Raw genomic sequence first — 19,893 nt, forward strand, 5'->3', positions numbered from 1 at the left:
GGGCTACCCGCCCTTCCCCGAGTGATCGAGCAGATCGGGTACGTACACAATAGGGTCGTCCCATTCGGGGAACGGGACGTACACCCCAGGAACCGACTCCTCGATATCGAGCGCCTCATCGGGAGTACGACCGCTCACCTCGTCAAGCAGCGCATCAGATTCCCCCCAGAAAGTCTTGCTGGTCACGTCCATGTTGTAATAGCCGTTCGCCTGCACCTTCCAGCTCACGAGATACCCGTCACCCGTGTCCGCCCGAACGAGGTGGTCGGGGCCGAACACCCCCTCCAGTTCGAGCGTCGTCACCTCCACCTCCCAGCCCTGCTGCTCGAAGTAGGCGATCATCGGGTCAAGATCCGCCTTCGCCCCCGTCGCCCCCTCCGGCCGGATCCACCGCCCCATGTTCAGGTAGTAGCTGTTGTCCGACGTCATCCCCGGAACCGACCACACATTCACGTCGGCGATCGGGGCACCGCCCTTCTGACCCCACCCCCACACATCAGAGCTGACCTGCACCTGCGCGTCGGTCATCAACTCCTGCATGCGCGCGTCCCGCTCCCGCACCAGCTCGAACTGCTCACGCAGCGACAACGAAGCCTCTGCCTGCGTCATGCCCGCACCATCTCGTTCCATTTTGCCTCCACTCCCGCTGCACCCCGCAGCGCTCAACACCAGCACAGCGCCCACCATTGCGGCCATCACCACTCGAACCGTCATTCTCCATTGACGCGGCATCAGCGACCGCCCTTCGCGAAGATCACACCAGCTGCAGCGGCGAAGTAGGTTCCCTTCGACAAGTACCCGACCTCACCCGACTGCTCGGGCTCGTTCGGACCAGTGCCGTCCCTGAACATGTCGTGCACGGTCACATCGAGGTACCCTTCGACACCGTCGATCGTGATGTTCTGCACGCCCTCCAGCTCGCCCGGATCCCGGGGATGGGCACCCAAGCGGCCGAACTGCGCCATGTCATCGCCCGCCGCAAACGCGGCGTACACCGACTCGGCGTTGATCGCCTCGATCGAGGTGTCTGACGCGAGACCCGCCGAGCCGTACATGACGAACGAGTCGATGGGGTGCACCGTCTGCGTCAGCCCGACCGCCGCTGTGGTGGAGCCGTACGAGTGCGCGAACACCGAAACGGCGGGCACCGGAACCCCGTTCGCAGTACGGCTCTCGAAGACGCCGTCGATGAACCCGGCCAGTTCAGGAGCGCCAGCCTCAGCGCGCGTCATCCGGTTGACGTCTGCGACCCCCGGAGAGTGGTAGCCAATCCAGGTCACCGCCGCGTAAGTCTCTGATGGATTCACCGTATGCGCCTCGCGGTACAGCGCACGCGCACCCTTCGCGTCATACGCAATGTCACCGACGCTCGAGTTCATCCCTGAGACATTGACCGCTACCTGCGACGCGGCGTCGAGGTCACCGTGCGAGATGGCGGCGGTGAGCGCCCCGTCGTGGCTGCCGACCGCGAGCAGCTGAATCACTGGTGCGCCGTCCATTGTCCTCGCATCTTTCTTCGCGTCCTGCCAAGCTTTGTACAGCCCCATGACCTGCGTCTGCACCTCCGCGACCGTCATATCCGTTTCGCTGAGCCCCAGCAGGCCCCGCGCCTGGTCGGGCGCGATGAGTGCGTAGTGCAGCAGCTCGCGTGAGGCGATGTCCTGCACCCAGGCGGACAGGCCGTCGCAGGTCGCAAGCTGGGCGAGCGTACGCATCGGCAGCGCCTCGACCTCCTCGCGGCTGAGACCGAGAGCTCGCCACGCCTCCCCGAGCGCCGCGCCGCTGAGCCCCTCCTCCAGGAGGGCGTCGACGGCCGGGTTCGGCGTGCCGTCATCGCGGATCTCGACGCCGCGCATTTCGCCGGCGATGCCGAAGGCGACGTTCTCGTTCGAGGACCATCCGCCCGTTGCGCTTGCCGCGATCAGCACTCCGAGATCCGTGTCGCGCAGCGATCTCAGCAGCCGCTTCTCCGCGCTCCTCCGATCGTCCACGAGCGTCTTCCACTGTGCGCGAGCACGCTCGATATCGTCGAGGGCCTGCTTCCACACCACGACGGCATTGAGCCATTGCGTGGAGTGCTGGGCATGCAGCGTGCTCCTGATCCCCTCCTGCTCCACCGCGCTGAGGCTCTGCGCATTTGCACCCAGCCGAGGAGTCGGCATCTCGCCCGGCGGCACCGTCGCCCAGTCACCTGGCGCTTCGGCCCCGATCACCTGGGCGATCTCGTCGATCGCGCCCGCCTGGGTGCGAATGCTCGCCAGGCTGCTCTCCACGTCGTCTACCGTGCCGCGCGCTCGCGCGTGAATACGATCGATCTCCATCGCGAAGTCGTCGAACGCTCGCTTCGCCGCGGCGGAACTCTCCTCCAGCTTGCGCGCTCCCGGGAGGAGTCTGTCGGCCAGCTTCGCGTTCAGCCGGGTCACCGCCCGCCCCGAGCCCGCTCCCAACCTCACGTGCGCATCGCGCACGAGTGACGAGAATATGTCGACGTTGTCGTCCGCTCGGCGCAGGTAGTCGGCAACGGGAGAGATGTCGTCGACACTGCCCAGAATCGGGGACGGTGCGGGAAGCACGCCACTCTCGAGCGCGTCAGCGGGAATCCACGTCATTGCGCACCCGTTCCGACCGCGTACCCCGAGTACAGCGACGCCGCGAGCCGCGCATCGAGCGCCGAGCTGTCCTCCATCAATCCGTTCACTGCATGGCTCGCCGACTTGGCGGCGTCGGCGAGAGCGTTCTGCGCGACTTCGATACTGCGGAGAAACTCATCTGCTTCATCGCCGATGCCGGTCAGGCTCGGGAACTGGGCCGAAGGCCGACCCTCGCTGCCCTCCTCCATCGTGCGGGCTGCGGTGCCGAGCGTCGAGCCTGCAAGTGACAGCTCACTATCGGAGAGCGTCAATCGATCGCTCATTCGGTGATCCCTTCTGGATGTCGGTTCCGTAGCGTCTCGTACGCCCCGAACGGTCGCGCGCTCACTCCGCCGTCTGTTGGGTGAACCGGTACACCGGGCTGTCGGTGTCGACGGGCGCCGCCTCTTCCTCGGCGGACTCACCCCGGAAGCGGGCGAGGTCGCGCACGTTCTTCTGGACCGCCACGGAGGCGAAGAGACTCATCGCGAAGCCGATGCCATAGAAGCCCTTCTCGCTGAGGGTGATGCTCCCCGCGTTCCAGAGCCCGATGGCGAGCAGCGCGAGCGCGATCATGAGCGCGCTCCATGCGATGCCGTAGTAGAGGTTGGTGACGGGGATCTTCTCGGCGCGATCGCGGACCGTCTTCTGAAGCGATACCGCGGCGAACAGGCCGAACACGAGCAGCGTGAAGTAGTAGCCCTTCTCGTTGAGCTCCATGCGCGCGTTGAAGAGGCCGATCATGTAGGTCGTCATTCCGAGCAGCAGTGCGACCCACGAGGCGCCGATGAACGCGGGCGTGGGCTTCTGAGCGGAATCGCGAAGTTCATGCATGACGAATGGTCCTTTCTGTGGCAAGCGTCCTCGCTTGCTGTCGTCGAGTCGGCGGCGCGGCACCGTGCACCCGAGATCGAAGCCCCAGGCGACGAGCACGCGTACGAGCGGCGCGGCCCGCAGCGTCGGTCGCGATCCCTCAGGTGGGATTTGCGCGCGCCAGCGGGCCGCGCCCCCGGCGTCAGTTGATCCGGGCCGCGATCTGCGCGTCCATATCGCGCATCGCGTTCGCCGTCTGCGTGAGGAAGTTCTGAATCTCGGTGAGCTTCTGCACCACCGTGTTCGCGCTCGTCGTGTAGTCGGTGTACGCGGCGTTGAACTTGCCCGACGCCTGATCGGTCACGAAGCCGGAGGCGACGAGGTTGTTGATCTGCGACTGCAGCAGTCGCAGCTTCTCGGTGATCTCGTCGCGCCCCGAACCCAGCTGCGACGCAGCCTGCTCGATCTCGGCGTAGGTGACGGTGATGTTGGCCATGGGGATCCCTTCTCTCGCGCGATCCCCCCGGCTCGCGACACTGCATATGAACGTCGCCCGGTGCTCCGGGAGACGCTCTTCACGGTACGCAACGGCGGAGCGTCGAAACGCCGTTTGCGCAGGAATGCGGCCAGTTGCAGTATGCGCGTGGGCGAAATGCAGTATGAGCGGATGTCTTTTGCGCACGGATCGCCCGGATTGCAGCAGCAAGAGCCCGATGCCTGCGCACACCCCTCATCGCGCTTCCGCCGCCGTACACGCCTGGCACCGCCGCAGCAACGCAACACCCCCGCAGCACCGCCGCACCCCAGCACCGCCCCGCCCCGCCCCGAAAACGCAGAACGGGGTGCCGCTGCTCATGCAGCAACACCCCGTCGGCCTCGACCGGCAGCAGCCGGTGGGCGTCAGTGAGATTTACGCCCCGAACCGGGCGGGAACCTCCGCGAGCGCGACCTTCTCCTTGGTGCCGGCGGCGCGATCCCACACCTCGGCGAACCCCTCGGCGGCGTCTCGGCCCACGACCACGACGCGCGGCACGCCGAGCAGCTCGGCGTCGCCGAACTTCACCCCCGGCGAGACCTTGGGGCGATCGTCGAAGAGCACGTCGACTCCGGCTGCGTCGAGCGTCTCGACGAGCGATTCGGCGATCTCGTGCACGGCTGCGTCGCGGCCGGTGGCGACCACGTGCACGGTGAACGGGGCGACGGCCTCCGGCCAGATCAGGCCGCGGTCGTCGTGGTGCAGCTCGGCGAGGATCGCCATGATGCGGGTGACGCCGATGCCGTACGAGCCCATGGTCACGGTGACGAGCTTGCCGTTCTCGTCGAGCACCTTGAGGCCGAGCGCCTCGGCGTACTTGCGGCCGAGCTGGAAGATGTGCCCGATCTCCATGCCGCGCGCGGTCTCGATGGGGCCCGATCCGTCGGGGGCGGGATCGCCGTCGCGCACGTTCGCGATCTCCACGATCCCGTCGGCGTGGAAGTCGCGCCCGTACACGAGATGCGCGACGTGCCGGCCCTCGACGTTCGCTCCGGTGACCCAGGCGGTGCCCTCGGCGACGCGGGGATCGACGAGGTACCGCAGCCCGGTGGCGCTCTCCTCCCCGAGCACAGCGGTCGTCTCGCCCGCCTCGCCGACCTGTGCGGGGCCGATGTACCCCTTCACGAGACCGGGGTGCCGCGCGAGATCGGCGGCCGTCGCGGCCTCGACCTCGGCGCCGGGGAACGCGACCTCGGCGCGCTTCATGTCGGCGTCGCGATCGCCCGGGATGCCGACGACCACGATCTCGCGCTCGCCGCCGACGGGCGTCACCGCGAGCACGAGGTTCTTCAGCGTGTCGGCCGCGGTCCACTCGCGCCCGTCCTCGCGGGGCAGCGCCGCGTTGGTATGCGCGACGAGCGTGTCGATGGTCGGGGTGTCGGGCGAGTCGTACACGATCGCCGCCGGCGCGTCCGCGAACGCGACGGGCTCCGGCGCCGGCGTGCGGTACGCCTCGACGTTGGCGGCGTACCCGCCCGCGGAGCGGACGAACGTGTCCTCTCCGATGGGCGTGGGCAGCAGGAACTCCTCGCTGCGCGATCCGCCCATCGCCCCCGCATCGGCGGAGACGATCGCGTACTCGAGGCCGAGCCGCGTGAAGATGCGCTCGTAGGCCTGCCGCTGCCGCTCGTAGCTCGCGTTCAGCCCCTCGTCGGTCGCGTCGAACGAGTACGCGTCCTTCATCGTGAACTCGCGACCGCGCAGCAGGCCGGCGCGGGGGCGGGCCTCGTCGCGGTACTTGTCCTGAATCTGGAACAGCGTGAGCGGCAGATCCTTGTACGACGTGACGATGTCTTTCACCATGTTCGTGAAGACCTCTTCGTGCGTCGGCGCGAGCAGGTAGTCGGCGCCGTGGCGATCCTGCAGGCGGAAGAGCGCGTCGCCGTACTCCTCCCACCGACCGGTCGCCTCGTAGGGCTCGCGCGGCAGCAGCCCGGGGAAGTGGACTTCGTGCGCACCGGCGGCGACCATCTCCTCGCGGATGATCTGCTCGAGCTTGCCCTTCACCCGCAGCCCGAGCGGCATCCAGCCGAAGATTCCCGGCGCCTGGCGGCGGATGTAGCCGGCGCGCACGAGCAGTCGGTGGCTCGCCACTTCTGCATCGGCGGGATCCTCGCGCAGGGTCTTCAGGAAGTAGGAGCTGAGCCGGGTAATCACCTCACCATCGTAGCCCCCGCGGCGCGTGTCGGCGGCGAGCCGTACGCTGGTCCCGTGACGCGAAACCGCTGGCTGCACGGGCTCGCACCGATTGCGGTGCTCGCGCTCGCCGCTGCGCTCCGGTTCTGGGCGCTGGGGCGGCCCGGCGTGCTGGTGTTCGACGAGCTCTACTACGTGCGCGACGCCATCAGTCAGCTCGCCCACGGGTACCCGACGGCGTGGCCCGACGACGACCCCGGCATGAGCGGGTCGCGCCCGTACGGCTTTACAGACGCGGCGTCGAACGCGGTGCATCCGCCGCTCGGCAAGTGGCTCATCGGGCTCGGCGTGCTCGTGTTCGGGCCGGGCTCGGGCTGGGGCTGGCGGGCGGCCGTCGCGCTCGCGGGCGTGCTCACCGTCGGCGTCACGATGCTGCTGGGCTGGCGCATCACGCGCAGCCTGACGGTGGCGTGCGCCGCGGGCCTGCTGCTGGCCGTCGACGGCGTGCACGTGGTGCTCACGCGCGTCGGGCTGCTCGACGGGTTTCTGACGCTCGCCGTGACGGTGGGCGCGCTGTGCGTGTGGCGCGACGTCGAATGGACGGGTGCGCGGTCGCCGGTTCCGGATCCGGGGGGCGCGACCGGCCCCGCCCCGCCCCGCGTCCCTCTGCTCTGGCGTCGCCCCTGGCTGCTCGCGGCGGCGGCGGCCTTCGGGGCCGCGGCGTCGATCAAGTGGTCGGGGCTCTACCCGCTCGCCGCCTTCCTCGTGTTCGTGACGGTGCGCGACCTCGTGCTGCGGGTCCGGCTGCGGGAGCGCCGCGCGGTGGTCCGCTCGGCGCTGCAGGCGCTCATCGCCGCTGCGATCGCCCTGCCCGCGGCGGCGCTGGTCTACCTCTCGAGCTGGGCGGGGTGGATCCTCACCTCCGGCGGGTGGAACCGCGCGTCGGGCGATGGGTGGTGGCCCGCGCTCGTCGGCTACCACGCCCAGATGCTCGACTGGCACCGGTCGCTCAGCGCACCGCACCCGTACGCCTCCCACCCGTTGACCTGGCCGCTCGCGCTCCGCCCCACCGGCATGTACGAGACGCACTGGGGGCCGGGCGAGGGGTGCCCGTGGGCCGCGTGCGCGGCGGCCGTCTCGCCGCTGCCGAACCCGCTCGTGACCTGGGGCGGGGTCGTGGCCCTCATCGCCCTCGTCGCCGTCGTCATCGTGCGAGCGCTACGCGGCCCCGATCCGATCGCGACCGCTGGGGCCCTCGTGATCGTCGGCTATCTCTCGGGGTGGCTGCCCTGGGTGCTCACCGTCTCGCGCTCCGCCGTATTCCAGTTCTACGCGGTCGTGCTGACGCCGTTCTCGGCCCTCGCGCTCGCCATCGCGCTCGCACTGCTGTGCCGCATCGCGATCCGCCCCCGCATCGGAGGCGCCGCCCGCGTGCCGGAAACCGCGGTCGCGGGCGGCGGCCGCCGGTCGGAGGCGGGTGCGGAGGCGGGTGCGGAGGACGCCGCGGCGGCGACGAAGCCGGAGGCGGAGACGCTGCTCGGGATCCGCATCGCGACCGCGATCTTCCTCGTCGCATGCGTCGCGCTCGCCGCCTGGTTCTTCCCGGTGTGGTCGGGAGCGCCGATGGCCGAGTGGTTCTGGCGCGCGCATCTGTGGCTTCCCGGCTGGCAGTGACCCGCTCGCGTCAGAGCAGGCGCCGCGACAGCGCCCACGCCGTGAGCTCGTGCCGATTCGAGAGCTGCAGCTTGCGCAGCACGTTCGACACGTGCGTTTCGACCGTCTTGATCGAGAGGAAGAGCTCGGCCGCCACCTCCTTGTAGGCGTACCCCCGGGCGATCATGCGCATCACCTCCTGCTCCCGCGCCGAGAGGCGGTCGAGCTCGTCGTCCTGCACCGCGGTCTCCCCGCCGCCCGTGCCGAAGGCGTCGAGCACGAAGCCCGCGAGTCGCGGCGAGAACACGGCGTCTCCGCTGTGCACGCGCAGCACCGCCGCCGTCACCTCGGGGCCGGAGGCCGTCTTCGTCAGATAGCCGCGAGCGCCCGCGCGGATCACCTGCACGACATCGTCGGCGGCGTCGGAGACGCTGAGGGCGAGCATGCGGACGCCGCGGGTGTCGGATCGGCCGGCGAGGCGCTGCAGCACCTCCGCGCCGCCGCCCCCCGCGCCGCCGGGAAGGTGGACGTCGAGCAGCACGACGTCGGGAACGGTCGCCGTCACGACGGCGACGGCCTCGTCGACGTTCGCCGCCTCGCCCACCACCTCGAGTTCGGGGCCGAGCTCGGCCCGGAGGCCGGTGCGGAAGATCTGGTGGTCGTCGACGATGACGACCCGGATCGGGTTCGCTGCAGCATTCATCGCTTCTCCTCGTTCGGCGCGGTGTCTCGGGTCGGCGCCCCCTGGGCGTCGGCGGAGACGTGCCTCGGCATGCCCAGGCGCACCGACGTGCCGCCGCCCGGCCCCCGGACGATCCGCGCGTCGCCTCCCGCGCGCTCCATTCTGCCGAGGATCGACTCGCGCACGCCCATCCTGCCCTCCGGCAGCCGGCTCGGGTCGAGCCCGGGGCCGCGGTCGGTGACGTCGATCATCACGCGATCCCGCGTCGCCTCGAGGTACACCGTCACGTCTCCGCCGGCGTGCCGCGCCGCGTTGAGCATCGCCTCCCGGGCCGCGGCCACGATCGGCGCCGGGGCGATGAGCCCCTCCCCCGCGCCGACCGCGACGACTTCGAAGCGCACCGCGTGGTGCTCCTCCAGGGCCGCCGCGTGCGCGCGCAGCTCCGCATCGACGGCCTCCCGCGCCTGCGGCACCGCGCCGTCGGCGGTGCGGAAGAGCCACTCGCGCAGCTCCCGCTCCTGGCCGCGCGCCAGCCGCGCCACCTCGCTGCCGGGCTCCGAGCGCTGCTGGATCAGGGCGAGCGTTTGCAGCACCGAATCGTGCAGGTGGGCCGCGATGTCTGAGCGCTCGGCCTCCCGCGCCCGGGCGGAGCGCTCGGCCATCAGCTCGCGGTTGATGCGCAGCAGCCAGGGCGCCACCGCGAGGGCGACCCCGCCGAGCACGGCGAGCGCGGCGCCGATCACGGTCCAGGTATTCGGCTCGCGGGCGGTGACGAAGAACATGAGCACGCCGACGGCGACCAGGGCGAGGGCGCCGAGCGCGCGCGGCAGGGCGTTGCGGTCGGGCCGATCGCGGTCGGCGATCTGCCACCAGGTGAGGCCGACGCCGACGAGCACCGCGAGCGCCGGCAGCAGCAGCTCGAGGCGCAGCTCCACGCCAGCGCGTTCGAGCACGAGCCCGAGCCCGGCGAGCAGCAGGCAGAACCCGAGCAGGAGCTCGGCGATCGGCCAGCGCACGCGGCGGCGGGCGGGCGCGGGGTCGCCCGATGCCGGCGATGCGGGCGGCGCGGGCGACTGCGACGACCCGGCGGCTCCCGCCCCGGCTTCGACCGCCGCCGCGGGCGGCACCGCGACATCGACGGGCGACCCCGCCTCCGCGGGTTCCGATCCCGCACCGGCGCCCGATTCAGCACCCGCACCCGCGGGGCGCGTCAGCGCGCGGCGCAGCGGAACGATGCCGTCTTCCGCGTCCTCCCAGGGCACGGTCGCCCAGAGCCACAGGTAGAACACCGCGCCCGCTCCGCCGAGCGCGGTGAGCACGAGCACCGCGACGCGCACCGTCTGCGGCGAGATGCCGAGGTGGGCTCCGAGTCCGCCGCAGACGCCCGCGAGCACCCGGTCGCTGCGCGATCGGGTGAGCGGAGCATCGGTCATGCCCCCATCCAAGCAGGTCGGGGCCGCGCTCGGGGGTTCGGGGCGCGGAATTCAGGGGCGGATCAGGGGGATCCCCCATAGCCCGCCGTCACCCCCTCGGCCAGACTCGAAGCATGCACACGACACCTCCCCCCGCAGATTCCGCGAGTCGCCCGGCTGGGCCGCCCGCCGGGCAGGGCTTCTTCGACTGGATTCGCGGGCTCGGCATCACCCGGAGCGCCGATCGATGGTTCGCCGGCGTCGCCGCCGGGATCGCCGAGCGCCTGCGCGTCGATCCCATCATCGTGCGCGGCGTCTTCATCGTGCTCGCGCTGCTCGGCGGGCCGGGTCTGCTGCTCTACCTCGCCGGCTGGCTCCTGCTGCCCGATGCCTCGGGCCGCATCCACGTGGAGGAGATCGTGCGGGGGCGAGCCGACACCGGGACGATCGTCGTCGCCGTCGTACTGACGTCGGTCGTCATCATCCCGGGCGTCATCGGGCTCGCGAGCCCGGGCCTCGGCTTCCCGATGCTCAGCGTCTGGAGCTGGGACGTGTGGGGGCGGCTCGGCATCCCGGGGTGGCTCTCGACGACGGTGGCGTGGGTGTCGTGGATCGCGATTCTCGGGTTCGCCTTCTTCTGGATCCGGCACGTGGTGCTGCAGCGGGGCCGCGAGCATCGCGAGCGGGAGCCGCGCCCGGCTCGCGGCGAACGCGATTCCCGTGCAGGCGATCCCGAGCGCGATGCCCCTCAGCCCGAGCGCGACACCCCGCAGCCCGGCGACTCGGCGGCCTCGTTCGCCGCGCGGGCGAGCGAGAGCGCCGACCGCGTCGCTCGAGACGCGGCGGAGTGGGGTCGCCGGGCGGGCGCCGCGGCCGACAAGTGGGGCCGCGAGGTGGGCGAGCAGACCGAGGCGTGGAGCGCCCGGTACGCCGAGCACCACGATGCCCATCGCCTCGGCACCGCGCACACCGTGATCACCCTGGCGCTCGCCCTGCTCGCGGGCGGTCTGGCCGCGCTCTGGACGACCGCCGTGCACGGGCCGCTCGTGATCGAGAGCGCCGCCCCCGACGCGCTCATCACCGGCCTGATCGCCGCGCTCGCCGTGCTCGCCGTCTCCCTGATCGTCGCGGGCACGCGCGGCCGCTACACCGGCTGGGTCGGCTTCCTCTCCGCCTGCGGCGTGGTCGCTCTGCTCGTCACGGTCGTGCTGCCGTGGGGCACCCGATTCCAGCCGTTCGGCGACCTCCACGTGACCGGATCCGAGACCGGCGCCGTGGTGCTCGCCGGCAACACCACCGTCGATCTCACGGGCATCGGCGCCGCCGACCGCGACGCCGCCGGCGCCTCGACCGGCGACGACGGCCTCGAGGTCTGGGTGATCGCCGGGCGCGTCACCGTCGAGCTCCCCGATTCAGGCCCCGTGATCGCCCATGTGCGCATGCTCGCGGGCCGCATCGACGAATCCGGGCGCACCGACCTCGACGCCTCCCGCGAGCAGCAGGTCATGACGAGCGGCCCGTTCATCTCGCGCGAGATCCGCTCGAACGTCACGCCGGGCAACGTCGACACCGCGAGCGTCGTCACCGTCACCCTGCTGGCCGGCAACGTCGACGTGCGCGGTGGCGGGAGCGTCTCGGATGAGGCGTCGACCGACGATGCGGGCGACCGGGAGACGACGACCGACCGGAGTTCGGAGCAGCGCCTCGAGCGGCAGCGCGACGAGCTGAACGACGAACTCGCGGTCATCGACTGGAGGCTCTCGGAGCCGGGCCTCAGCTCGTCGGAGCGCCGCAGTCTCGAAGCCGAGCAGAACGACCTCGCACGACAACTCGAAGACCTCGAACTGGAGATGAACCGATGAACACCGATGCCGCGCGCCCCGGGCCGCCGAGCGACGAACCCGCACGACCGGAGACGGCCGAGGAGTCGACGACGCGCATCCCGCTCACTCCGCCACCGCCGCACGAGCCCGCCGCCGATCCCGAACCGCGGGAGCCGAGCGCGGAAGCCGACGCACCCCCGACCGCGCCGCGGCCCGCAGCGGCCGGTCGCACCGAGCCCGCGAATCCGGCAGCCGCGCCTGCCCCCGCCGCGGCTGATGCGCCCTCGGCACGGCCGAGCCCGCGCACGGGGCCGATCGTGTGGGGCGCGCTCATCCTCGTCTTCTGCGGGTACGTGTCGCAGCAGGTGCTCGGCGGCGGCGGTCTCGACGCGGCGGGGTGGATCACCGCCACCGTCATCGGCCTCGGCGTGCTGCTGCTCGGGGTCGGCTTCGCCGTGCTCATCCGCAGCCGCCGCGAGACGAGGCGGAGGCCGTGACGCCTACCCCGTGACCCGGGGAATCTCGCGGGTCTGCGTGGAGATCCAGTGGAGCGGCACCTGGATCGACACCCGGGTGCCGCCGCCCGACTCGGGCCCCCAGGTGATGCTGCCGCCGAGCTCCCCCTCGATCAGGGTGCGCACGATCTGCGTTCCGAGGCCGTCGCCGACGGTGCCCCCGGGCAGGCCGGTGCCCGTGTCGACGACCTCGACGGTCAGCTGCTCGTCGGTGCGGCGCGCGGTGACGAACACCTCGCCCTCGCGCCCCGCGAGACCGTGCTCCACCGCGTTCGTCACGATCTCGGTGAGCGCGAGCGCGAGCGGCGTCGCGTACTCCGAGGGCAGCTCGCCGAACTCGCCCTCCTTGTGGGGGTGCACCGTGGTGTTGTGCAGGCTCGCCACCTCGGCGGCGAGCCCGATCACCCGGTCGAACACCTTGTCGAAGTCGACGATCTGCGAGAGCCCCGCCGAGAGGGTGTCGTGCACCACGGCGATCGCCGCGACGCGCCGCATCGCCTGACCGAGCACCTGCTTGGCCTCCTCGCTGCGCGCGCGACGCGCCTGCACGCGCAGCAGCGATGCCACGGTCTGCAGGTTGTTCTTCACACGATGGTGGATCTCGCGGATCGTCGCATCCTTCGTGATGAGCTCCTGCGCCTGCTGCCGCAGCTCGGTGACGTCGCGGGTCAGCACGATGCCGCCGACGCGGGCGCCGTCGCGGAACACGGGGATCGAGCGCAGCGTGATCGTGTGCCCGTTCGTGTCGATCTCGGTGCGCTTCGCGATCTTCCCCTGCGCGATCAGCGGCAGCGACTCGTTGGTGTCGAACTGCCCCTTCACGACGTCGGCGACGACCTCGCTGAAGTTCTCGCCCTCGATCTCGTCGCGGAACCCGAGCGCGGAGAACGTGGTCTGCGTGTTGGGACTCGCGAACGTCGCGACCCCGTCGAGGTTGATGCGCACGAGGCCGTCCGCTGCGCGCGGTGCCCCCTGCTCTCCGCCGCGCGAGCTGCCGGGCACGGGGAACATGCCCTTCTGGATCATGCCGAGCAGGTCGGCGGCGACCTCGCGGAACGCGGCTCCGATGCGCGACGCCGGCTGCGTGTCGGCGACGCTCGTGTGCACGGTGATCACGGCGAACGGGCCGCGCACCTCGCCCTCGGCATCGGTGCGGCTCACCGAGAACGCCGCGAGGCGCATCGGGTTCTCCTCGTACCAGGCGGGCGAGGTGGAGACGATCGGGTTCGTGCTCGTCATCGCCTCGTCCACGAGCTCGCGCCAGTCGGCGCGCAGCAGGTCGCCGATGACGTCGCGGTAGAAGAGCGTCACCGATCCGGCGGGCCGGCTATGGGCGATGGCGAGGTAGTTCTCGTCGCTCGTCGGCACCCAGAGCACGACGTCGCCCAGGGCGAGGTCGGCGAGTAATCGCAGGTCGAGCGTGAGCAGCTCGAGCCATTCGATCTCCTCTTCGTCGAGGGACGAGTACTTCGTTGCAAGACTGCGCAGTGTGGCCACGCCCCCAGACTAGAGCACGACCTCCGAGAGCTGACTCCGGAGCCGGCGGAACGGCTCTCGGAGCGGCCCGCAGGGCGCTCCGAGCCGGCGCTCCGACCGTCTTGACAGCGCATAGTGCGGAGGTCATAGGGTGAACCCCACATCATCTCGAATCCGGCAGTGCAGTGAGGGTGAGTCGCAGAGGGAGCGGCGCGCGGATCCGTTCGAAAGGACCGTCATGCCCGCCTCCGCACCCTCCCCCGAGCATCGCCGTGCCATCCGAGCCGCATCGCAGGCCGCTCGTGCGGCGACGCAGCGCTCCCATCTGCGCGCCATGCCGCCGATGCGCGCCGACGCCGCTCCGCCGCCCTCCGCCCCGAGCCGGTCGTCGCCGATGCCCGACGCGCGCGGCGCAGTGCTCGACGCGCCGGCCGTTCCACCGCCGCCCGATGCGCTGGTGCAGCGCCTCGCCGTCTACGCCTTCGAGGTGATCGACGGCGTGCGCTCCGTCGCGCAGTTCGGCAGCTGGATCACGCCCGAGGTCGCCGCGGCCCTCACCGCCCGGCGCGCGCTGCACGCCGAGCGGGCGACGCTCACACGGGACCGCCGAAGACGCACGGCGATGCCGGGCCGTGCGCATCTCACCGCACCCCTCCCCCACGTCATCGAGGCCACCGTGGTGCTCCACCTCGAGACCCGGTCGACGGTCGCGGCGATCCGCCTCGAGCATCTCAGGGACCGCTGGCGGGCGACCGACATCACGGTGCTGTGACCGCCCGCGACGGCTATCGTCCGTTCAGCCGCGACAGCCGCTCGACCTCGTACATCACGTCGACGGGCACCCCCGCGCCGCGCAGCACGTCACGCGTCGAACGCGGGGCTCGGAGCCACCCCTCCGACCAGCCGCGGCGCAGGCAGTCCCGCAGCTGCGCGCGATCGCGGGAGGCGCGGAAGGTGCGGAACCAGCGTCGCGCGGTGGCAGCCGAGTACAGCGCCTTCTCCCACGGGAACAGCGCCGGGCTGCAGCGGAACACCCAGAGCTTGTTGCGCACCTCGTAGAAGAAGCGCGCGCCGGGATCCTGATCGCTGGAGCCGCGCTTCTCGGTGCGGTGCGTCACGACGGAGGCGGGCACGTACAGGCCGCGCGCGCCCCGGAGCAGGCGCGCCGAGTACTCGAAGTCATCGTTCCACAGGAAGTAGTCGGCGATCGGCAGCCCCTGCTCCCGCACGCGGGCGGCCCGCAGGAAGGCGGAGACGAACGAGATCGACCGGATCTCCATCGCGTCGACCGAGGCCGCGCGGGCGCGCTCGGCCGCAGACGCACGGATCTTCGGCTTCGGCGTGTTCATGGGGTGGTCCTCGCCGTCGGTCCACACCACGCGGGATCCCATCACCGCCAGGTCGTCCGGGCCCGTCGCCCGGTACCGCTCGTGCGTCGCCAGCGCCCCGGCGAGCGCGTCGGGGCCGGGCACGGTGTCGTCGTCCATCACCCACACCCAGTCGGTGTCCTCCTCGACGACGGCGGCCGCGATCCCCGCCGCGAATCCTCCGGCGCCGCCCGTGTTCTCGGTGAGCTGGATGTGCCGCGCCCGCTCCCCCCACGCCTCGAGCATCTCGGCCGCCGCCTCGACGGAGCCGTCGTCCGAGGCGTTGTCGACCACCACGAGTCGGTCGACGGGTCGGCTCTGAGCGGCGAGCGCCGCGAGGGATTCCCTCAGCAGCTCGCGTCGGTTGTAGGCCACCAGCACCGCGGTCACGCGCATGTGATGCGTCTCCTTCACGTTTCGAGCAAACCCGGCAAGTCTAGCCCGCGTCCTCCTCGGCCGGCGATGCGGCGGCGACGCCGTCGGCGATGAGCTGCTGGATCGCGGCCCAGTCGGGGTTCTCGGGATCGACGGCCGGCGGCACGAGCTCCACGTTCACCGGCTCGTATCCGCGCGCGTCGGCGGCGAGGTCGACGAAGCGCCCGAGCATCGAATCCGGGATGTCGGTGTCGACGAGTTGCGATCCCGCCGAGAGCACCTCCTGGAAGCGCGCCAGCACGTTCTGGGGGTTCATCTGCGCGAGGATCGCCGACTGCAGTTCGCGCTGCCGCTCCATGCGGGCGTAGTCGCCGTCGGCCGACCCGTAGCGGGAGCGCGCGTACCAGAGGGCGGTGAAGCCGTCCATCTGCTGCTCGCCGGGCTCGATCCACCCCTCCACGCCGACGAGCTCGCCCGACATCTCGTCGATCTGACCGCCGATCGGCAGCCGCTCCTGCACATTGATGGTGATGCCGCCGAGCGCGTCGATGAGGCTCTCGAAGGCGTCCATGTTCACGAGCACGTAGAACTGCACCTCGAGGCCGGTCGCGCCCGACACGGCGTCCTTGGTCGCCTCGATGCCGGGCGAGGAGCCCTGCGAGACGGCGTCGGCGTACATGCCCTCGTACGAGGGCGACCCCGAATCCTCGAGCTCGGTGACCAGCGAGTTCAGGTTTCCGGTGGTGAAGCAGTAGTAGCCGCCGCCGTCGACCACCTCGTAGTTGTTCACCTCGTCGCAGTACCCCTCGGGGTAGACGGGGGCGAGCGGCGACCCCTCGGGGAACGGCGTGTCCTTGAGCTCGCGGGGCAGCCCGACGATCATCGACTGCCCGGTCTCGGCGTCGATGCTCACGAGCGAGATGCTGTCGGGTCGCAGGCCCTCCCGGTCCGATCCCGCGTCGGTGCCGAGCAGGAGGATGTTGTAGCGCCCGTCGACGGGAGCCACCGCGGGGGCGCTGCGGAAGAGGTCGCTGATGAGCCCGCGCCCCGCGCCCACCGCGTTGCCCGCCCAGGCGGCGCCCGCCGCGGGAACGATGGTGAGCAGCACCGACAGCATGGCGACGGGCACGCGCCAGCCGCGCTGCACCCGCACGAGCCTCGTGAGGCGCAGCGTGTCGATGCCGAGCACCACCCAGAGCACGGCGTACGCGAAGAGCAGCCACTGCACGATGAGCAGCACGATGCCGTTCGTGAAGAACGTGAGCGTGGCGGTGCGCGCGAGCAGGAGGCCGACGCCCGCGATCGCGCCGCCGATGACGAGGATCGCGGTCGCGATCAGGCCGAAGCGTCCGAGCCGCCGGTTGCCGGCGACCACCTGCGCGGTGCCGGGGAGCAGGAACCCGAGGATCACGAGCCAGCGGGCTCGCTTGCTCATGAGCGGCTCCGATGCGAGGTCCGGGTGTCGCAGGGGCCGCTCGAGGTCGAGCGTCATGCGCCGTATCCGGCCGGGTTCAGCGATTGCCAGTTCCAGGAGTCGCGGCAGGCGTCGGCGAGGGTGCGCGTCGTACGCCACTCCAGCTCGGCGTTCGCGCGCGACGGATCGGCGGTGGTCTCGGCGACGTCGCCGGATCGGGGGGCCTCGATGACGTATGGGATCGGGCGGCCGGAGGCCGACTCGAACGCGCGCACGACCTCGAGCACGGTGGAGCCGACGCCCGAGCCGAGGTTGTACGCCGAGACGCCGGGGGCGTTGTGCTCGAGCGCGGCGACGTGGCCCTCCGCGAGATCCATCACGTGGATGTAGTCGCGCACGCCGGTGCCATCGGGGGTCGGGTAGGCGTCTCCGAAGACGCTCAGCCGCTCGCGCTTGCCGACCGCCACCTGCGCGATGAACGGCATCAGGTTGTTCGGGATCCCGCTCGGGTCTTCGCCGATGCGGCCCGACGCGTGCGCGCCCACCGGGTTGAAGTAGCGCAGCAGCACGGCGCCGAGTTCGGGCCAGGCCCGCTGCGCGTCGCGCACGATCTGCTCGTTCATGAACTTGGACCAGCCGTACGGGTTGGTGACGCCGACCCCCACCTGGTGGGCCTCGTCGATGGGCGCGTACTGCGGGTCGCCGTAGACCGTCGCCGATGAGCTGAAGATGAAGTTCGTGACCCCGCGCTCGCGCATCAGGTCGAGCAGCACGATCGTCGAGTCGAGGTTGACCCTGTAGTAGCGGGTCGGCTGCTCCACCGATTCGCCGACGGCCTTGAGCCCGGCGAGGTGGATCGCGGCGTCGAACTCGACGTGCGCGAGCGCGCTCCGAGCGGCTTCGCGATCGGCGAGATCGGCCTCGACGAGGCGCACCGTCGCGCCGCTCAGCTCCTCGACGCGGCGCACCGCCTCGCGGCTGCTGTTCGAGAAGTCGTCGATCACGATCACCTCGTGACCGCGCTCGAGCAGAACGAGGGCGGTGTGCGAGCCGATGTAGCCGGCGCCGCCTGTCAACAAAACACGCATGCGGACAGGGTACTTCGCCGTTCGTGGGGGAATGCTCAAGCCGCACCGCGATGCGCGCGTTTCGCGTACGCGGATTCGACGGCGACCGGGCGCAGAAAACTCGGAGCGCGGCCCGAATTGTTGCGATTGCGTCTCACTCCGGCGCTTTCCCCCGTGGCGCTCAGCCGCTCACAGCTTCGCATTCCATACAATGTGGAGAGCGCAACTTGCACCGCGCGCACGCGTCTGGATATTTGAGGGGGAACGATTGGCGACGTTGACCCTCATCGCAGACCCGTTCCCCGATTGGGAGGCCGCGGCGCACGCGTCGGCGGCCCGCGATCTCGCGCAGGCCGTCGCTGAGACCGCGCCCCGCGGGTGCAGTGCCCGGTACCTGCTGGCCCGCGGCGGCGAGATGCCCGACTTCGCATCTCCGAGGCTCGCCACCGATGTGCTGCCGCTCCGCGCCAGCGTGCTGCCCCTCGTCTGGCAGAACGGCGCGACGGCGCGACCCCTCGACGGGGAGTTCGTGCACGCGCTCACGCCGATGATGCCGCTGCGAGCACGCGGCGACGACGACGGCTCGCAGACCTCGGTGACGATTCCGCACAGCATCGCGTGGGAGGCGCCCGCACTGCTCGGCAATTCGCAGGCCCGGCTGTACCGGGCCTTCGTGCGCCGCGCGGTGAAGCACGCCGACATCATCCTCACCCCCACCCACGCGACCGCCCGCGTGCTGCAGCAGCAGTACGGCAGCGATCTGCCGGTGCAGGTGTTCCCCCTCGCCACGCCCTCCGCGCTCGCGGCGCCGGCCGACGCGGCCGAGCGACGAGCCGCGTGGGGGCTGCCCGAACGCTACGCCCTCACCACGGCGCGGCCCGGCGAGCACGGTCGTCTCGAGTGGGTGCTCGACGCGATGCGCGCGCACCCCGAGCTGCCGCCGCTCGTGGTGCTCGAGGGCGTCGACCCGCAGGGGCCCGTGGGCCGGGAGAAGGAGCGGGATCCGGGAATCGAGGTTCCCGATGACCTTGCGGACCGCGTGCGCACGGTGCGCATCGAAGATCTCTCCGACATCGGCGCGGCGATGGCGGCGGCCGTGGTGCTGCTGCAGCCGCAGGCGTTCGCCGGAACCGGGTACACCCTGCTCGCGGCGCTCGACGCCGCCGTACCGGTGGTGCACGCCGGGCACCCCGCGACCGAGGAGCTGGTGCTCGACGCCGGGGTGTCGGGAGATACCGCCGAGGCGTTCTCGCACGAGTACCGCAGCCTGACCGAGCAGTCGGGAGCGCTGCCGACGCTGACCGTGCTCGCATGCGACCGGAGCCGCGGCTTCAGCTGGCGGGCGTCGGCCTGGCACCTGTGGGAGACGCACGCCAACCTGTAGGGATCGGCGGCCGAGCGTCGCTCGGCGTCAGCTCGCCTCGGCGCCCAGGTGTCTCGGCGCCTGCGTGCCGCGGCGCTAGCTCGCCTCGGCTGCGACACGGGCCTGGAGCGCGGCGTTCTTCTCGCCCACCGCGGCCGTGAGGCCCTCCGCGTACTCCGCGAGGCGCTGCGACACAGCGGGGTCGGCCGCGCCGAGAATGCGCGCCGCGAGCAGCCCCGCGTTCTTCGCACCGCCGATCGAGACCGTCGCCACCGGAATGCCGCCCGGCATCTGCACGATCGAGAGCAGCGAGTCGAGCCCGTCGAGTTTCGCGAGCGGCACGGGCACGCCGATCACGGGCAGCGTCGTCATCGACGCGACCATGCCGGGCAGGTGCGCCGCGCCGCCGGCGCCCGCGACGATGACGCGAATGCCCCGGCCCGCCGCCTCGCGCGCGTACTGCACCATCTTCTCGGGCGTGCGGTGCGCGCTCACCACCTCGACCTCGTGCGCGATGCCGAACTCGCGCAGCACCTGCACGGCGTCGGCCATCACCGAGTAGTCGGAATCGGAGCCCATGATGACGCCGACGAGGGGCGCGGAGGTTTCAGCCATGCGTCCCATCGTATCGG

General features: G+C 71.2%; 18 protein-coding genes. 5 read left to right on the plus strand and 13 right to left on the minus strand.

The window, feature by feature from the left end; translation table 11 throughout:
• Positions 1-3: 3 nt before the first annotated feature.
• The 6 genes from BLT44_RS00665 to BLT44_RS00690 form a co-directional block, all read right to left on the minus strand.
• On the minus strand, positions 4-609 hold the full coding sequence (locus BLT44_RS00665; RefSeq protein WP_010156116.1) for a hypothetical protein: 606 nt from the start codon (positions 607-609) through the stop codon (positions 4-6).
• A gap of 122 nt (positions 610-731) precedes the next feature.
• The gene (locus BLT44_RS00670) at positions 732-2,423 is read right to left on the minus strand and encodes an alpha/beta hydrolase (RefSeq protein WP_176783256.1); all 1,692 of its coding nucleotides are present in this window, start codon (positions 2,421-2,423) and stop codon (positions 732-734) included.
• 182 nt (positions 2,424-2,605) lie between these two features.
• The gene (locus BLT44_RS00675) at positions 2,606-2,902 is read right to left on the minus strand and encodes a hypothetical protein (protein ID WP_143025936.1); all 297 of its coding nucleotides are present in this window, start codon (positions 2,900-2,902) and stop codon (positions 2,606-2,608) included.
• Between the two features lie 73 nt (positions 2,903-2,975).
• Complete coding sequence (gene yiaA, locus BLT44_RS00680) at positions 2,976-3,464, minus strand: inner membrane protein YiaA (protein ID WP_010156113.1); 489 nt, start codon at positions 3,462-3,464, stop codon at positions 2,976-2,978.
• Positions 3,465-3,645: 181 nt separating this feature from the next.
• Positions 3,646-3,939, minus strand: a complete 294-nt coding sequence (locus tag BLT44_RS00685; RefSeq protein WP_010156112.1) for a WXG100 family type VII secretion target — start codon at positions 3,937-3,939, stop codon at positions 3,646-3,648.
• A 414-nt stretch (positions 3,940-4,353) separates the two neighbouring features.
• Positions 4,354-6,135 (minus strand): proline--tRNA ligase, encoded by a 1,782-nt coding sequence (locus tag BLT44_RS00690; protein ID WP_010156111.1) that lies wholly within the window; start codon positions 6,133-6,135, stop codon positions 4,354-4,356.
• A 54-nt stretch (positions 6,136-6,189) separates the two neighbouring features.
• Between BLT44_RS00690 and BLT44_RS00695 the strand changes: the two genes are divergently transcribed.
• Positions 6,190-7,788, plus strand: a complete 1,599-nt coding sequence (locus BLT44_RS00695) for a phospholipid carrier-dependent glycosyltransferase (RefSeq protein ID WP_010156109.1) — start codon at positions 6,190-6,192, stop codon at positions 7,786-7,788.
• 10 nt (positions 7,789-7,798) lie between these two features.
• Here BLT44_RS00695 and BLT44_RS00700 read toward each other — a convergent pair whose 3' ends face one another.
• Both BLT44_RS00700 and BLT44_RS00705 read right to left on the minus strand, forming a co-directional pair.
• Positions 7,799-8,470, minus strand: coding sequence for a response regulator (locus BLT44_RS00700; protein ID WP_010156108.1), 672 nt, complete (start codon positions 8,468-8,470; stop codon positions 7,799-7,801).
• Positions 8,467-9,882, minus strand: coding sequence for an ATP-binding protein (locus BLT44_RS00705; RefSeq protein ID WP_074689811.1), 1,416 nt, complete (start codon positions 9,880-9,882; stop codon positions 8,467-8,469). The genes BLT44_RS00700 and BLT44_RS00705 overlap by 4 nt, the downstream gene beginning before the upstream one ends.
• 113 nt (positions 9,883-9,995) lie before the next feature.
• On the opposite strand from BLT44_RS00705, the gene BLT44_RS00710 reads away from it, so the two are divergent.
• Together BLT44_RS00710 and BLT44_RS00715 are read left to right on the plus strand one after the other, a co-directional pair.
• Positions 9,996-11,723 (plus strand): PspC domain-containing protein, encoded by a 1,728-nt coding sequence (locus BLT44_RS00710; RefSeq protein ID WP_010156105.1) that lies wholly within the window; start codon positions 9,996-9,998, stop codon positions 11,721-11,723.
• Positions 11,720-12,181 carry a hypothetical protein gene (locus tag BLT44_RS00715; RefSeq protein ID WP_010156104.1) on the plus strand — a complete coding sequence of 154 codons (462 nt, stop codon included), beginning with the start codon at positions 11,720-11,722 and terminating at the stop codon, positions 12,179-12,181. Before BLT44_RS00710 ends, BLT44_RS00715 begins: the two co-directional genes overlap by 4 nt.
• Positions 12,182-12,184: 3 nt before the next feature.
• On the opposite strand, the gene BLT44_RS00720 is transcribed toward BLT44_RS00715, so the two are convergent.
• A complete protein-coding gene (locus BLT44_RS00720) occupies positions 12,185-13,696 on the minus strand; it encodes a sensor histidine kinase (protein ID WP_010156103.1) in 1,512 nt (503 codons plus the stop codon).
• A gap of 217 nt (positions 13,697-13,913) precedes the next feature.
• On the opposite strand from BLT44_RS00720, the gene BLT44_RS00725 reads away from it, so the two are divergent.
• Entirely contained in the window at positions 13,914-14,447 is a 534-nt protein-coding gene (locus tag BLT44_RS00725) for an Rv3235 family protein (protein ID WP_010156101.1), read from the plus strand.
• A gap of 13 nt (positions 14,448-14,460) precedes the next feature.
• Here BLT44_RS00725 and BLT44_RS00730 read toward each other — a convergent pair whose 3' ends face one another.
• Genes BLT44_RS00730 through galE form a run of 3 tightly spaced genes read right to left on the minus strand, consistent with a single transcriptional unit; the run spans position 14,461 to position 17,919 of the window.
• Positions 14,461-15,438, minus strand: a complete 978-nt coding sequence (locus BLT44_RS00730) for a glycosyltransferase (RefSeq protein ID WP_010156100.1) — start codon at positions 15,436-15,438, stop codon at positions 14,461-14,463.
• A gap of 40 nt (positions 15,439-15,478) precedes the next feature.
• Positions 15,479-16,852 (minus strand): LCP family protein, encoded by a 1,374-nt coding sequence (locus BLT44_RS00735; protein WP_231291528.1) that lies wholly within the window; start codon positions 16,850-16,852, stop codon positions 15,479-15,481.
• Positions 16,853-16,905: 53 nt separating this feature from the next.
• The gene (gene galE / locus BLT44_RS00740) at positions 16,906-17,919 is read right to left on the minus strand and encodes a UDP-glucose 4-epimerase GalE (RefSeq protein WP_029608194.1); all 1,014 of its coding nucleotides are present in this window, start codon (positions 17,917-17,919) and stop codon (positions 16,906-16,908) included.
• Between the two features lie 256 nt (positions 17,920-18,175).
• Here galE and BLT44_RS00745 point away from each other — a divergent pair, with 256 nt between their 5' ends.
• Positions 18,176-19,282 carry a glycosyltransferase family protein gene (locus BLT44_RS00745; RefSeq protein ID WP_010156097.1) on the plus strand — a complete coding sequence of 369 codons (1,107 nt, stop codon included), beginning with the start codon at positions 18,176-18,178 and terminating at the stop codon, positions 19,280-19,282.
• Positions 19,283-19,357: 75 nt separating this feature from the next.
• Here the strand turns inward: BLT44_RS00745 and purE are convergent, their stop codons facing one another.
• Complete coding sequence (gene purE, locus BLT44_RS00750; protein WP_010156096.1) at positions 19,358-19,876, minus strand: 5-(carboxyamino)imidazole ribonucleotide mutase; 519 nt, start codon at positions 19,874-19,876, stop codon at positions 19,358-19,360.
• Between the last annotated feature and the right edge of the window lie 17 nt (positions 19,877-19,893).

Source organism: Leucobacter chromiiresistens (assembly GCF_900102345.1).
Lineage (GTDB): Bacteria > Actinomycetota > Actinomycetes > Actinomycetales > Microbacteriaceae > Leucobacter > Leucobacter chromiiresistens.